Origin of the sequence: Cellulomonas sp. (genome assembly GCF_036279715.1) — a bacterium.
GTDB lineage: Bacteria > Actinomycetota > Actinomycetes > Actinomycetales > Cellulomonadaceae > Cellulomonas_A.
Map to the genome: position 1 here is coordinate 1 of NZ_DASUIR010000083.1, position 13,332 is coordinate 13,332.

Consider the following 13,332-nt stretch of genomic DNA (forward strand, 5'->3'; position numbering starts at 1 on the left):
CCGACACGGGTCTGCGCGAGTACCCCGAGATCTTCGAGCAGTACTTCGGCTCGGTGATCCCGTCGGGCGACAACAAGTTCGCGTCGCTCAACACGGCCGTGTGGTCCGGCGGCTCGTTCGTGTACGTCCCGCCGGGCGTGCACGTCGACATCCCGCTGCAGGCGTACTTCCGCATCAACACGGAGAACATGGGCCAGTTCGAGCGGACGCTGATCATCGCCGACGAGGGCTCGTACGTGCACTACGTCGAGGGCTGCACGGCTCCCGTCTACACGTCCGACTCGCTGCACTCGGCGGTCGTCGAGATCATCGTCAAGAAGAACGCGCGGGTGCGCTACACCACGATCCAGAACTGGTCGAACAACGTCTACAACCTCGTGACGAAGCGGGCCACCGCGGCCGAGGGCGCGACCATGGAGTGGGTCGACGGCAACATCGGCTCCAAGGTCACGATGAAGTACCCCGCGATCTACCTCATGGGTGAGCACGCGCGAGGAGAGACCCTGTCGATCGCCTTCGCGGGCGCCGGTCAGCACCAGGACGCGGGCGCCAAGATGGTGCACGCGGCCCCGAACACGTCGTCCTCGATCGTGTCGAAGTCGGTGGCCCGCGGTGGCGGACGCACGTCCTACCGGGGTCTGGTGCAGGTGCTCGAGGGCGCCTCGCACTCGGCGTCGAACGTGCTGTGCGACGCACTCCTCGTCGACCAGATCTCCCGGTCCGACACCTACCCGTACGTCGACGTCCGCGAGGACGACGTGTCGATGGGCCACGAGGCCACGGTCTCGCGCGTGAGCGAGGACCAGCTCTTCTACCTCATGTCGCGCGGCATGAAGGAGACCGAGGCCATGGCCATGATCGTGCGCGGCTTCGTGGAGCCGATCGCACGGGAGCTGCCCATGGAGTACGCCCTCGAGCTGAACCGCTTGATCGAGCTGCAGATGGAAGGTGCCGTCGGCTGATGACGAGTACGACTACTGACTTCGACGAGGCCACCGGCGCGCCGCGCGGACTCTCCACCGACCACTCGCGGGCGGTCGCCGAGGGGGCGCACCAGCACGGTCGCGGTGGCACGCCCCAGTCGAGCCGCGCGGACCGCGTCAGCTCGTTCGACCTCGCGCAGTTCCCCGTGCCGAACGGGCGCGAGGAGGAGTGGCGGTTCGCGCCGGTCGACCGGCTGGCCCCGCTGTTCGACGCCGAGCTCACCGGGCCCAAGGTCATCACGACGGTCATCGAGGCACCCGAGGTGACGGTCGAGGTCGTCGACCGCGACGACGTCCGCCTGGGCCAGGCCGGCAAGCCCGGCGACCGGACGGCCGCGACGGCATGGGCGTCGTTCCAGCGCGCGACCGTCGTGACGATCCCGGCGCAGGCCGTCGCGTCCACCGCGACGACGATCCGGGTCGAGGGCATCGACGCGAGCAAGCCGACGGCGTCGCACGTGCTCGTGCACGCCCGTGAGCTGTCCGAGGCACTCGTCGTGATCGACCACATCGGGCCGGCCACGCTCGCCGAGACGGTCGAGGTCATCGTCGAGGACGGCGCGCACCTCACGGTCATCTCGGTCCAGGACTGGGCCCCGGGCTCGGTGCACGCGTCCTCGCACCGCCTGCGACTCGGCCGGGACGCGACGCTCAAGCACATCGTGGTCACGCTGGGCGGCGACGTCGTGCGCATCACGCCTGACGCGGAGTTCGTCGGCGAGAACGGCTCGGTCGAGATGATCGGGCTGTACTTCGCGGACGCGGGCCAGCACCAGGAGCACCGCCTCTTCGTCGACCACGCGGTGGCGTCCTGCCGGTCGCGCGTCACGTACAAGGGCGCCCTGCAGGGCGACGGTGCCCACACGGTGTGGGTCGGCGACGTGCTCATCCGGGCGGCCGCCGAGGGCACCGACACCTACGAGCTCAACCGCAACCTCGTCCTGTCCGAGGGGGCCCGCGCCGACTCGGTGCCGAACCTCGAGATCGAGACAGGTCTCATCGCGGGCGCCGGGCACGCGAGCGCCACGGGCCGGTTCGACGACGAGCAGCTGTTCTATCTCCGCTCGCGCGGCATCCCGGAGCCCGACGCACGCCGGCTCGTGGTTCGCGGCTTCTTCGCCGAGCTCATCCACGCGATCGGCGTGCCCGAGGTCGAGGAGCGCCTCACGGCGGCGATCGACGCCGAGCTCGAGAAGAGCATGAGCGTGCTCGACGCCGGACCCACGCTCGCGGGGCTCGAGGACAGCCTGTGAGCGCCCAGCTTGCCTGTGACGTCGCGGACGTCGCCGTCGGCAGCGCGCTGCGGGTCGAGCTGGTCGGTGCGAGCGGTCCTGTCGAGGTCGCCGTCGTGCGCGACGAGGACGGCGCGCTGCACGCGATCTCCGACATCTGCTCGCACGGGCAGGTGTCCTTGTCCGACGGCGAGGTCGAGGGCAGCACGATCGAGTGCTGGCTGCACGGCTCCCGCTTCGACCTGAGGACCGGCAAGCCGTTGAGCCCACCGGCCGTCCGTCCCGTCCCCGTCTACCCCCTGACCGTCGACGGCGAGCGCGTGCTCGTCGACGTCGACGCCAACGGATCCTCCGAGGAGAGCTGAGTATGGCCACGCTAGAGATTCACGACCTGCACGTCAGCGTCGAGACCAAGGAAGGCCCCAAGCCGATCCTGCGCGGCGTCGATCTGACCGTCGCGAGCGGCGAGACCCACGCGATCATGGGTCCCAACGGCTCGGGCAAGTCGACCTTGGCGTACTCGCTCGCCGGTCACCCCAAGTACACGGTCACGAGCGGGACGGTGACGCTCGACGGCGCCGACGTGCTGACCATGACCGTCGACCAGCGGGCGCGTGCCGGGCTGTTCCTCGCGATGCAGTACCCCGTCGAGGTCCCCGGGGTGTCGGTGACGAACTTCCTGCGGACCGCCAAGACAGCGATCGACGGCACGGCACCCAAGCTGCGCACGTGGACCAAGGACGTCAAGGCGGCCATGGAGCTGCTGCGCATGGACCCGGAGTTCGCAGCGCGCAGCGTCAACGAGGGGTTCTCGGGCGGCGAGAAGAAGCGCCACGAGATCCTCCAGCTCGAGCTGCTCAAGCCGAAGTTCGCGATCCTCGACGAGACCGACTCCGGCCTCGACGTCGACGCGCTCCGCATCGTGTCGGAGGGCGTGAACCGCGTGCGCGAGAGCGGCGAGGTGGGCGTCCTGCTCATCACGCACTACACGCGGATCCTGCGGTACATCAAGCCGGACTTCGTCCACGTGTTCGTCGACGGGCGGATCGCCGAGCAGGGCGGGCCCGAGCTTGCCGACCGGCTCGAGGACGAGGGCTACGACCGCTTCCTGACCGACGGGGCGACGGCCTGACGCTGCACGCCGCACCGCGCGTCGTGCAACGTCCCGCCGAGGAGAGCAAGGACCGACCGTGACCGAGATCTCGCAGGCCACCCGGCTCACGCCGGGTGAGCTCGCCGCCGTGCGGGCAGACTTCCCGCTGCTTGCCCGCACCGTCCGCGGGGGGCGCCCCCTGGTGTACCTCGACTCTGCGGCGACCTCGCAGAAGCCCGACGTGGTGCTCGACGCGGAGCAGGACTTCTACCTCCAGCGCAACGCCGCGGTGCACCGCGGGGCGCACCAGCTCGCCGAAGAGGCGACCGAGGCGTTCGAGAACGCGCGGGGACGAGTGGCGTCCTTCGTCGGAGCGGACCCGGGAGAGCTGGTCTGGACCTCGAACGCGACTGCGGGGATCAACCTCGTCGCGTACGCCATGTCGAACGCGACTCTGGGTCGCGGGGGTGAGGCGGCACGGCGGTTCGCGCTCGCGCCCGGCGACGAGATCGTTGTGACCGAGGCCGAGCACCACGCCAACCTCGTGCCGTGGCAGGAACTCGCCGCCCGGACGGGAGCGACGCTCCGCTGGCTCGGGGTGCACGACGACGGCCGGATCCGGCTCGACGAGCTCGCGACGGTCGTGACCGAGCGCACGCGGGTCCTGGCGTTCACGCATGCCTCGAACGTGACGGGGGCGGTGACGTCGGTCGCTCCGTTCGTGGCCCGGGCGCGCGAGGTCGGCGCGCTGACCGTGCTCGACGCCTGTCAGAGCGTCCCGCACCTGCCCGTCGACCTGCACGCGCTCGGCGTGGACTTCGCGGCGTTCTCCGGGCACAAGATGCTCGCACCGACGGGCGTGGGTGCGCTGTACGGACGCCGTGAGCTGCTCGAGGCGATGCCGCCGGTCACGACCGGCGGATCGATGGTCGAGGTCGTCACCATGCAGCACGCGACCTACGCGCCGCCGCCCCAGCGGTTCGAGGCAGGCACGCAGATGGTGTCGCAGGCCATCGCGATGGGCGCCGCCGCGAGCTACCTCGACGAGCTCGGCATGCCTGCCGTCGCGGGCCACGAGGCGGAGATCGCGGCCGCGCTGCTCGCCGCGGTCGCGTCGGTCCCCGGCGTGCGCGTCCTCGGGCCGACCGACACCCGCGACCGCCTCGCGACGGTGGCGTTCGTCGTGGACGGCGTGCACGCGCACGACGTCGGCCAGGTGCTCGACGACGCGGGCGTCGCCGTGCGCGTCGGCCACCACTGCGCCCAGCCCCTGCACCGGCGGCTCGGTGTCGCCGCGTCCGCCCGGGCGTCGGCGGGCGTCTACACGACCCTCGACGAGGTCGAGGTCTTCCGGGAAGCACTGGCGGGTGTCCGAGCGTTCTTCGGAGTGGATGGCGTACCGGTCGTCACGGCGGGTCAGAAGGACGTGCGATGAGCATCGATGCGATGGAACAGCTCTACCAGCAGGTCATCCTTGACCACGCGCGGGAACCGCACGGCCGGGGGCTGCAGCCGCTCGGCCTGCTCGCGGGCGAGTCTCACCAGATCAACCCCACGTGCGGCGACGAGGTCACGCTCCGGGTCGAGCTCGACGACGCGGGCGGGCCGATCGTCCGGGACGTCAGCTGGGACGGGCAGGGCTGCAGCATCTCGCAGGCGTCCCTCTCGGTGCTCCACGACCTCGTCGTCGGCGCCGACCTCGAGGAGGTCGACCGGCTCGCCGGCACCTTCCGCGCACTGATGAACGCGCGCGGACTCGGGCTCGACGACGACGCCGAGGAGCTGCTCGGCGACGCGACGGCCTTCACCGGCGTCGCGAAGTACCCCGCCAGGATCAAGTGCGCGCTGCTCGGCTGGGCCGCGCTGCAGGATGCCCTGATCAAGACCGGCGCGACGTCGCCGGGCACCCCACAGGAGGACGCATGACCACCACCACGCCGGGTGCCGCGCCTGCGAACCCGTCGCCGACCACTGCCGCGGACGTCGAGGAGGCCCTCCACGACGTCATCGACCCTGAGCTTGGCATCAACGTCGTCGACCTGGGCCTCGTCTACGGCGTCATGGTCGACCAGCAGAACCACGCGGTCATCGACATGACCCTGACGTCGGCGGCCTGCCCACTCACGGATGTCATCGAGGACCAGGCCGGAATGTCGCTCGAGGGGCTCGTCGACGGGTTCCGCATCAACTGGGTGTGGATGCCGCCGTGGGGCCCCGAGAAGATCACGCCCGACGGACGTGAGCAGATGCGGGCGCTCGGCTTCAACATCTGATGCAGGACGTGGCTGTTTGCGGGCCGGCGGTCGGTCCTCCAGACCGTCCGACTCAGCGGCTGACCGCCGTCAGAGGCTTGCCGCGCTGAACGTGTCGCACGCTGCGATCGTCCCCTGGGTGTAGCCGGTCATGAACCAACGCTCGCGTTCGGCGCTCGACCCGTGCGTCCAGGTGTCGGGGTTCACGCCGCCGATCGACTGCTGCTGGATGTGGTCGTCGCCGACGGCCTGCGCGGCGGACAGCGCGTCGGACAGCTCGGCCTGGGTGATCGGGTTCAGGAACGTCACACCGGTCTTCGGGTCGACCGTCGTCGCGGCGTGGCCGGTCCACAGACCCGCATAGCAGTCGGCCTGGAGCTCGGTCTTCACGGAGTCCGAGTCGGCACCCGTTCCCTGGCGGTTCGCCTGGTCCATGACGCCGGTGATCTGCTGGATGTGGTGTCCGTACTCGTGCGCCACGACGTACATCTCGGCGAGCGAGCCGCCCGATGCGCCGTACTGGCTCTGCAGCAGGTCGTAGAAGCCGAGGTCGATGTAGATGGCCTTGTCAGGCGGGCAGTAGAACGGGCCGGTCGAGGCGGATGCGGTCCCGCAGCCGGTCTCCATCGTGGACTCGAAGCTGTAGACGTCCGGCTGCGAGAACGTGAAGCTGTTCGCGGGCAGGGTCTGCGCCCAGTACGCGTCGAGCGCGTACACCGTCGCCGACAGGCGGCAGTCGCGCTGGGAGTTGGCCTCCGCGGCGCTGCACGTCCCGAGGGTGCCCTCGGTCGCCTGCACGGCGCCCGGTGCCGCGCCGCCCTGGACGGCGTCGACGACGGGCGCGAGGTTGACCCCGGTCAGCTGCGAGATCACATAGACGGCGATGGCGAGCAGGCCCACCCCACCGCCCGCGGCCGCGCCTCGCCGGCCCCGGCTGGTCTTGACGCGGCCGCCCTCGAAGCTGCCACCCTCGGCAAAAGTCATGTCGGACAAAGTACGTCCTGCCCGCATCGTCCGCACGGCAGGCGGCGGACGGCTCCCTTCGACGCTCAGTCGGCGAGGCCGCGGGCCGCGAGCGCGTCGCCGGTCGCGCGGGCGCGCGACACCGTGCGGACCGCGGCCGGGACGAGCAGCGCGCGCGGAGATCGGTCGAGCCCGCGGGCGCGTGCCGCGTCGCGGGTCTCGGCGAACGTCTCCAGCAGCGCCGGGATCGCGCGGAGCATGATCCCGACGGCGAGGGCCACGTTCTCGGGCGGCAGCCCGACGTGACGCAGCGGACGGGCGGCGGTACCGAGCGCGTCGAGCGTGCGGTCAGCCGGCGTGGTCGATGTCACGACGGTGGCCGCGAGGACGAGCGTCACGAGGTCGACGGCGACCTCCGCACCGACCTGCCAGCCGCGCGCCCACCACTGGTAGGCGCCGAGCAGCGTCGCGGTGAGCAGCACCGGGAGGGTTCTGCGCGCCGTGGACCACAGCGGGAGCCGACCGAGTGCGGCGGCGCCCAGCGCGGCGATGAGGAGGGCGATGGCGCTCGCCGGCCCGCGCAGGACCACGACCAGGACTCCCAGAGCGGCGAGTCCGCCGAGCTTGGCCCCCGGCCCGGCCCGGTGCAGCGGCGTCGTGCCGGGCCGGTACAGCCCGAGCGGCCCGGCCCACGGGCTGCGCCGCGCCGGGTGGGTCCGTCGGGTCATGGCGAGACCCGTGGCGCCATCAGAGCGCGGTACGCGTCGACGGCCGGGCCCGGTTCGCCGTCGAACACCACAGCGCCCGAGTCGACGACGAGGATGCGGTCGGCGCGGGCTGCGGCCTCGAGGTCGTGCGTGACCTGGAGCACCTGCTGGGCGAGCCCGTCGAGCAGGTCGTCGACGACCCTGCGCCAGCGCAGGTCGAGCAGGGTCGTCGGCTCGTCGCACACGAGGACCGTCGGCTCGGTCGCCAGCACGCCGGCGAGGGCGAGCAGCTGCTTCTGGCCGCCCGAGAGCGCATGAACAGGCACGTCGCCGCGCCCCCCGAGGCCGAACCGGGCGAGGATCTCGTGGGCGCGCTCGGTGCGTTCCGCGGCCGGCAGACCGAGCCGGCGCAGGGAGAGCGCGATGTCCTCGACGGCCGTCGGCATGACGAGCTGGGCGTCCGGGTCGGTGAAGACGAATCCGACGCGGCTCCGGACGGCGCGTCCGTCCCGGGCCGTGTCGAGCCCGTCGACCCGCACCGTGCCCGACGACGGCAGGACGAGCCCGTTGACGAGCCGCGCGAGCGTCGACTTGCCCGACCCGTTCGCGCCGATGACGGCGATCCGTCGTTCGGAGAGCTGGCACGTCACCGGACCGAGGAGCGTCACGACGTCACTCGTCGGGCCCAAGCCGTCGCGCGAGGCGTAGGCGGTGACGGTGACGGCGTCGAGCTCGATCATGTGGTGTCCCGGTGCGTCAGGGACGGCGCCGGACCATGTCCGGGAACGCCCGGAGCACCGCGCTCGCGACCAGAGCCGCGAGCAGGTTCTTGATCAGGTCACCCGGGATGTAGCGGGACCCTGCGACGAGGGCCTCCGAGACGGAGAGCCCACCGCGCCACCCCATGACCGCGATGCCGATCGGGTGGATCAGCAGGAGGCTCGCAGCGGTGGCCGAGGCGAACAGGGCCACGTAGCGCACCGAGGGCCGCAGCCCACCGGCCCGCGTCGCGAGGTAGCCCGCGAGCGCCGCAGCCAGCGGGAACGCGAGCAGGTAGCCGGCCGACAGGCCAGCGAACACGCCCACACCGCCGGCGCCGCCCGAGAAGACCGGCAGGCCCGCAGCCCCCACCGCGAGGTACAGGAGGGCGGCCAGAGCGCCGCGCCGTGCGCCGAGGACGAGCCCCGCGAGCATGACGCCGAACGTCTGGAGCGTGATCGGTACGGCGCTGCCGGGGACCGGGATCGCGGGCAGGATCGCGCACACCGCGATGAAGGCGGCGAACGTCGCGACGAGCGCGACGTCGGTGGCTGCCGAGGACCGGGCCACGGGGACCGCGGGTGCGACGGGGTGGGCGGCGGCGCCCAGTCCGAGGGCGGGGATCGAGCTGTCAGGTGCGTCGGGCATCGGAGCTCCAAGGGGTTGTGGCACGTCGGTGGAGGGCCCGGCACGGCGCCCGAGATGATTGGTCTGAGGGCCTGCGGCCGCCTGCAACGCTAGCCGGTCGTAGACTGGGGCGCGTTTGTGCCCGCACCCAACAGTGGAGCGTGGCGTTCGGAGGAAACCGCAGTCGGCGGTTCGCCGACCCCGGAGGGACACCTAGTGATCACTGCCCATGCCATCGAGCTGCGCGTCGGCGCGCGCGTGCTGCTGGAGGAGGCGAGCTTCCGCATCGCGGCGGGTGACCGGATCGGTCTCGTCGGGCGCAACGGTGCGGGCAAGACGACGCTGACGAAGACGCTCGCGGGGGAGACCCTCCCGACCGGCGGACAGATCACGCGGTCCGGCGACGTCGGCTACCTCCCGCAGGACACGACGTCGGGCGACCTCGCCATGCTCGCGATGGACCGCGTGCTGTCCGCCCGCGGCCTCGACGAGATCGTCAACGCCATGCGCGAGACCGAGGGCGCGATGGCGAGCGCGATCGACGAGACGCGCGACGCTGCGATGGAGCGCTACTCGCGGCTCGAGGCGCGGTTCTCGGCCGCGGGCGGGTACGCGGCCGAGAGCGAGGCGCACCGGATCACCTCGAACCTGGGACTGGACGACCGCGTGCTCGGCCAGACGCTCGGGACGCTCTCGGGTGGCCAGCGTCGGCGCGTCGAGCTCGCTCGGATCCTCTTCTCGGGCGTCGACACGCTCCTGCTCGACGAGCCCACCAACCACCTCGACGGTGACTCCATCCTCTGGCTGCGCGACTACCTGCGGACGTACGCGGGCGGCTTCATCGTGATCAGCCACGACGTCGAGCTGCTGCGGGCGACCGTGAACAAGGTGTTCTACCTCGACGCCAACCGGGCCGAGCTCGACCAGTACAACCTCGGGTACGCGGCCTACCTCGTGCAGCGCGAGACGGACGAGAAGCGGCGCAAGCGCGAACGCGCCAACACCGAGAAGAAGGCCGCGGTGCTGCTGCTGCAGGCCGACAAGATGCGCGCGAAGGCCACGAAGGCGGTCGCGGCGCAGAACATGGCCCGGCGGGCCCAGCGCATGCTGTCCTCGCTCGACGACGTGCGGGCGTCCGACAAGGTCGCCCATCTGCGTTTCCCCGACCCGTCACCGTGCGGCAAGACACCGCTCACCGCGAGCGGGCTGTCGAAGTCGTACGGATCGCAGGAGGTCTTCACCGACGTCGACCTCGCGATCGACCGGGGCAGCCGCGTGGTGGTGCTCGGGCTCAACGGCGCGGGCAAGACGACCCTGCTGCGCATGCTCGCCGGGATCGACACCCCGGACACCGGGGAGGTGCACGCCGGTCACGGGCTCAAGCTCGGGTACTACGCGCAGGAGCACGAGACGCTCGACCTCGACCGGACCGTCCTGGAGAACCTGCGCAGCTCGGCGCCCGACCTCACCGACACCCAGGTGCGCTCGGTGCTCGGGTCGTTCCTGTTCTCGGGCGACGACGCCGACAAGCCCGCGCACGTGCTGTCGGGTGGCGAGAAGACGCGGCTCGCCCTGGCGGCGCTCGTCGTGTCGTCCGCCAACGTCCTGCTGCTCGACGAGCCCACCAACAACCTGGACCCGGCCAGCCGCGCGGAGATCCTCGGTGCGCTGCGCAGCTACGCCGGCGCAGTCGTCCTCGTGAGCCACGACGAGGGTGCGGTCGAGGCGCTCAACCCCGAGCGCGTCGTCCTGCTGCCCGACGGCGACGAGGACCACTGGAGCTCGGACTACCTGGACCTCATCTCGCTCGCCTGACCCGGGCGTGGTGCGCGGCGCGCGTCAACCGAGCTGGGAGTCGACGAGCGCGTCCTCTTCGTCCTCGGCGCTCGGCGACCGTCGACGTCGTTCGGGGCGGACCTTGGGGCCCGCAGCGGAGCCGTCCTGCAGCTCGCGCCGAGCCATGGCCGTGAAGCCGACGAGCGAGCCCACAGCGAACGTCCACCACTGGAACGCGTACGACAGGTGCGAGCCGGGGTCGGTGCTCGGCGAAGGCAGCGCCCCCAGCGCGTGGTCCGGTGCGGGGTCCTCGGCCGCCATCTCGCCGTAGACCCGGTAGGCACTGTGCGAGCCGGTGGTCGTCGGGATGGCGTCACCGGCGGCGAGGACCTGGTCGACCGAGATCGCCTGGACCTGGCGGGGCGGTGCGGACCGCGGCGACGCAGCCTCGTCACGGCGCAGCCGCACGGTCACCGTGACGGTGCCGGCGGGGGGCGCCGGGACACCCGCGACCTCGGTGCCGTTCTCGCCCGTCGGGACCCATCCTCGGTCCACGACGAGCACCGCTCCGGCCTCGCCCCCGTCCGCGACCACGAGCGGGACGAGCACGTGGTAGCCCGCCATGCCGCCGATCGGCCTGTTGCGCAGCAGCACGGTCGCGTCGGTCTCGTAGCGACCCGTGACGGTCACCTGGCGCCACTCGGCGTCGGCGGGCAACGCCTCGTCCGGTGTCGCGACCAGCGTCGACAGCGGGACGGGCTGGGCCGAGTAGTTGTCCTCGATGAGCCGGATCTGCGCGTCGCGGGCGACATGCCGGTTCCACTGCCACCGTCCCAGGAACGTGCAGGTGACGCCGAGGGCGAGCGCGAGCAGCAGGAGCGACACGGCGCGCCGCACGTGCGGCTTCATCATCCGTCGCCCACCGGCAGGTCGGCTGCGGGAACGTCAGCCCCGGGCAGCTCGGTGGCGGGGACGACGTCACGCAGGAACGAGCGCGCGCCGAGGAACTCCTCGAGCTGTGCGCGGTGGCCGTCGCACGCGAGCCAGACCTTGCGGCGCTCGACAGTGTGCAGCTTCGGGTTGTTCCAGAGCAGACCCCAGGTCGCCTCCTCGCGACAGCCGCGCGCGCTGCAGATGAGGTCCTGGACGGCGTCCGGCGTGGGAACGGACAGGGTCATCGCTTGCCTCCATCGAGCTGGCCGGTACCCGTGCCGGGTCCGAGCGTGCGGGTGTCGACGACCTCCACCGGGTCGTCGGGCCGCTCGCGGCCCGCGTTCGCGAGGATGACCGCGATGTACGGCAGGACCACGGCGGCGACGAGGAGGATGACGGAGAGCCACACCGGCATCCGGTTCCACAGGATCACGACGAGGAGGAAGCACACGACCCGAACACCCATCTGGACGAGGTATCGACGGGTGCGCCGCGCGATGTCGTCGGCCAGGGGGTCGGCGGCGGTCGTGATCCGATGCACCTCGCCGGTGCCCGGTCGCTTCCTTCTCACCTCCCGATCCTAGACCGGCGTGCCGTGGTCGATCCGGCGCTGGTGCCGACTGGCGGCCGTGCGCCGTTGTGCCCACCGGACAACTCGGAGGCCCGAGCGTGAGGTCCGTCGTACGGCGCCGAGGACCGTCCGTCGGATAGCGTCGGTTCTCGTGTCAGACATCACAGCGGGTGGACCCGCACCACGAAGCGTGCTTGTGACCGGGGCGAACCGGGGGATCGGCCGGGCGATCGCCGAGCGTTTCGTCGCGGCCGGCGACAAGGTTGCGACCATCTACCGCAGCGGGGACCTGCCGGAGGGCGTCTTCGGCGCGATCGGCGACGTGCGGGACTCGGCCTCAGTCGACGCGGCGTTCAGCGCGATCGAGGCCGAGCACGGACCGGTCGAGGTCCTCGTCGCGAACGCCGGCATCACGCGCGACCAGCTCGTCCTGCGGATGACCGACGAGGAGTTCGAGGACGTCATCGACGTCAACCTCACGGGGGCGTTCCGGGTCGTACGTCGCGCGTCCAAGGGCATGATCCGGCTCCGTCGGGGACGAATCATCCTCATCTCATCGGTCGTCGGGCTGTACGGCTCGCCCGGCCAGGTCAACTACTCGGCGTCGAAGGCCGGGCTCGTCGGCATGGCCCGCTCGCTCACACGCGAGCTGGGCGGGCGCGGGATCACCGCGAACGTCGTCGCGCCGGGCTTCGTCGAGACGGCCATGACCGCGGAGCTGCCCGAGGCACGTCAGGACGCCTACCGCGCCGCGATCCCGCTCGCACGGTTCGCGCTGCCCGACGAGGTCGCCGCCGCCGTGCAGTTCCTCGCGTCCGCGGACGCCGGGTACATCAGCGGTGCCGTGATCCCCGTCGACGGCGGTCTCGGTATGGGCCACTGACGACGCGCGCGCACCGCTGAGACCCCCCGCCGAGCCGAGCCGGTTCGTTCACGTCGACGCGGGAGCGCGCACGATGCGACTCTTGGGGCGTGGAAGACCTCAGCACCACCCCGCGCCGGCTCGTCCTGCTCCGTCATGCGAAGGCCGAGCACGGGGGCGAGATCGCCGACCAGCTGCGTCCGCTGTCGCTCGTCGGTCGCCGCCAGGCGGCCGGCGTGGGTGCCACGCTTCGGGCCGCGGGTGTGAACCCCGAGCTCGTGCTCTGCTCCTCGTCGGTCCGGACCCGCCAGACCTGGGACCTCGTGCGCTCGTCGCTCGGTGCACAGCCGGTGGTGGAGATCAGCGACGCGCTGTACTCGGCCGGGGTCCGGGCGTTGCTGGAGGTGGTCCGCGCAGTGTCGTCGGACGTCCGCACGGTCCTGCTCGTCGGCCACGAAACCACGGTCTCGGAAGCGTGAGCGACGCTGGCCGGCCCCGGATCTGACGAACCATGCCTGGCGCGGGTCCGTGTCGGGATGCCGACGGGCATCTACTCCGTCCTCGAGACAGACGT

At 71.6% G+C, this 13,332-nt stretch carries 17 protein-coding genes; 10 read left to right on the forward strand and 7 right to left on the reverse strand.

The features are described 5' to 3' along the window. From sufB to VFW79_RS08610, 7 genes are all read left to right on the forward strand, one after another. Nucleotides 1-962: Fe-S cluster assembly protein SufB (gene sufB, locus VFW79_RS08580; RefSeq protein WP_329676894.1), on the forward strand; the 962-nt coding region annotated here is incomplete at its 5' end. Continuing rightward, complete coding sequence (gene sufD / locus VFW79_RS08585) at nucleotides 962-2,236, forward strand: Fe-S cluster assembly protein SufD (RefSeq protein WP_329676895.1); 1,275 nt, start codon at nucleotides 962-964, stop codon at nucleotides 2,234-2,236. The genes sufB and sufD, both read left to right, overlap by 1 nt. Continuing rightward, complete coding sequence (locus tag VFW79_RS08590) at nucleotides 2,233-2,580, forward strand: non-heme iron oxygenase ferredoxin subunit (RefSeq protein ID WP_329676896.1); 348 nt, start codon at nucleotides 2,233-2,235, stop codon at nucleotides 2,578-2,580. Before sufD ends, VFW79_RS08590 begins: the two co-directional genes overlap by 4 nt. 2 nt (nucleotides 2,581-2,582) lie before the next feature. After that, complete coding sequence (sufC, locus tag VFW79_RS08595; RefSeq protein ID WP_109133178.1) at nucleotides 2,583-3,347, forward strand: Fe-S cluster assembly ATPase SufC; 765 nt, start codon at nucleotides 2,583-2,585, stop codon at nucleotides 3,345-3,347. A 58-nt stretch (nucleotides 3,348-3,405) separates the two neighbouring features. Next, nucleotides 3,406-4,743 carry a SufS family cysteine desulfurase gene (locus VFW79_RS08600; protein WP_329676897.1) on the forward strand — a complete coding sequence of 446 codons (1,338 nt, stop codon included), beginning with the start codon at nucleotides 3,406-3,408 and terminating at the stop codon, nucleotides 4,741-4,743. Continuing rightward, nucleotides 4,740-5,234 (forward strand): Fe-S cluster assembly sulfur transfer protein SufU, encoded by a 495-nt coding sequence (gene sufU, locus VFW79_RS08605; RefSeq protein WP_329676898.1) that lies wholly within the window; start codon nucleotides 4,740-4,742, stop codon nucleotides 5,232-5,234. Before VFW79_RS08600 ends, sufU begins: the two co-directional genes overlap by 4 nt. Continuing rightward, nucleotides 5,231-5,581, forward strand: coding sequence for a metal-sulfur cluster assembly factor (locus VFW79_RS08610; protein ID WP_109133180.1), 351 nt, complete (start codon nucleotides 5,231-5,233; stop codon nucleotides 5,579-5,581). Before sufU ends, VFW79_RS08610 begins: the two co-directional genes overlap by 4 nt. A gap of 69 nt (nucleotides 5,582-5,650) precedes the next feature. On the opposite strand, the gene ypfJ is transcribed toward VFW79_RS08610, so the two are convergent. From ypfJ to VFW79_RS08630, 4 genes are all read right to left on the reverse strand, one after another. Further along, complete coding sequence (gene ypfJ / locus VFW79_RS08615) at nucleotides 5,651-6,544, reverse strand: KPN_02809 family neutral zinc metallopeptidase (RefSeq protein WP_329676899.1); 894 nt, start codon at nucleotides 6,542-6,544, stop codon at nucleotides 5,651-5,653. Nucleotides 6,545-6,609: 65 nt separating this feature from the next. After that, a complete protein-coding gene (locus VFW79_RS08620; RefSeq protein ID WP_329676900.1) occupies nucleotides 6,610-7,251 on the reverse strand; it encodes an energy-coupling factor transporter transmembrane protein EcfT in 642 nt (213 codons plus the stop codon). Further along, nucleotides 7,248-7,970: an ABC transporter ATP-binding protein gene (locus tag VFW79_RS08625; RefSeq protein ID WP_329676901.1), complete on the reverse strand. Its 723-nt coding sequence runs from the start codon at nucleotides 7,968-7,970 to the stop codon at nucleotides 7,248-7,250. Before VFW79_RS08625 ends, VFW79_RS08620 begins: the two co-directional genes overlap by 4 nt. 16 nt (nucleotides 7,971-7,986) lie before the next feature. Continuing rightward, entirely contained in the window at nucleotides 7,987-8,637 is a 651-nt protein-coding gene (locus VFW79_RS08630; protein ID WP_329676902.1) for a biotin transporter BioY, read from the reverse strand. A gap of 195 nt (nucleotides 8,638-8,832) precedes the next feature. Between VFW79_RS08630 and VFW79_RS08635 the strand changes: the two genes are divergently transcribed. Next, on the forward strand, nucleotides 8,833-10,431 hold the full coding sequence (locus VFW79_RS08635; protein WP_329676903.1) for an ABC-F family ATP-binding cassette domain-containing protein: 1,599 nt from the start codon (nucleotides 8,833-8,835) through the stop codon (nucleotides 10,429-10,431). 24 nt (nucleotides 10,432-10,455) lie between these two features. Here VFW79_RS08635 and VFW79_RS08640 read toward each other — a convergent pair whose 3' ends face one another. From VFW79_RS08640 to VFW79_RS08650, 3 genes are read right to left on the reverse strand one after another with little or no spacing between them, the layout of a single operon-like run. Further along, nucleotides 10,456-11,304 carry an SURF1 family protein gene (locus VFW79_RS08640; RefSeq protein ID WP_329676904.1) on the reverse strand — a complete coding sequence of 283 codons (849 nt, stop codon included), beginning with the start codon at nucleotides 11,302-11,304 and terminating at the stop codon, nucleotides 10,456-10,458. After that, the gene (locus VFW79_RS08645) at nucleotides 11,301-11,570 is read right to left on the reverse strand and encodes a hypothetical protein (protein WP_329676905.1); all 270 of its coding nucleotides are present in this window, start codon (nucleotides 11,568-11,570) and stop codon (nucleotides 11,301-11,303) included. The genes VFW79_RS08640 and VFW79_RS08645 overlap by 4 nt, the downstream gene beginning before the upstream one ends. Beyond that, nucleotides 11,567-11,896, reverse strand: a complete 330-nt coding sequence (locus tag VFW79_RS08650) for a DUF3099 domain-containing protein (RefSeq protein WP_329676906.1) — start codon at nucleotides 11,894-11,896, stop codon at nucleotides 11,567-11,569. The genes VFW79_RS08645 and VFW79_RS08650 overlap by 4 nt, the downstream gene beginning before the upstream one ends. Nucleotides 11,897-12,092: 196 nt before the next feature. Here VFW79_RS08650 and fabG point away from each other — a divergent pair, with 196 nt between their 5' ends. Then, nucleotides 12,093-12,779, forward strand: a complete 687-nt coding sequence (gene fabG, locus VFW79_RS08655; protein ID WP_414647921.1) for a 3-oxoacyl-ACP reductase FabG — start codon at nucleotides 12,093-12,095, stop codon at nucleotides 12,777-12,779. Between the two features lie 89 nt (nucleotides 12,780-12,868). Next, nucleotides 12,869-13,237 carry a SixA phosphatase family protein gene (locus VFW79_RS08660; RefSeq protein ID WP_329676907.1) on the forward strand — a complete coding sequence of 123 codons (369 nt, stop codon included), beginning with the start codon at nucleotides 12,869-12,871 and terminating at the stop codon, nucleotides 13,235-13,237. Nucleotides 13,238-13,332: the final 95 nt, after the last annotated feature.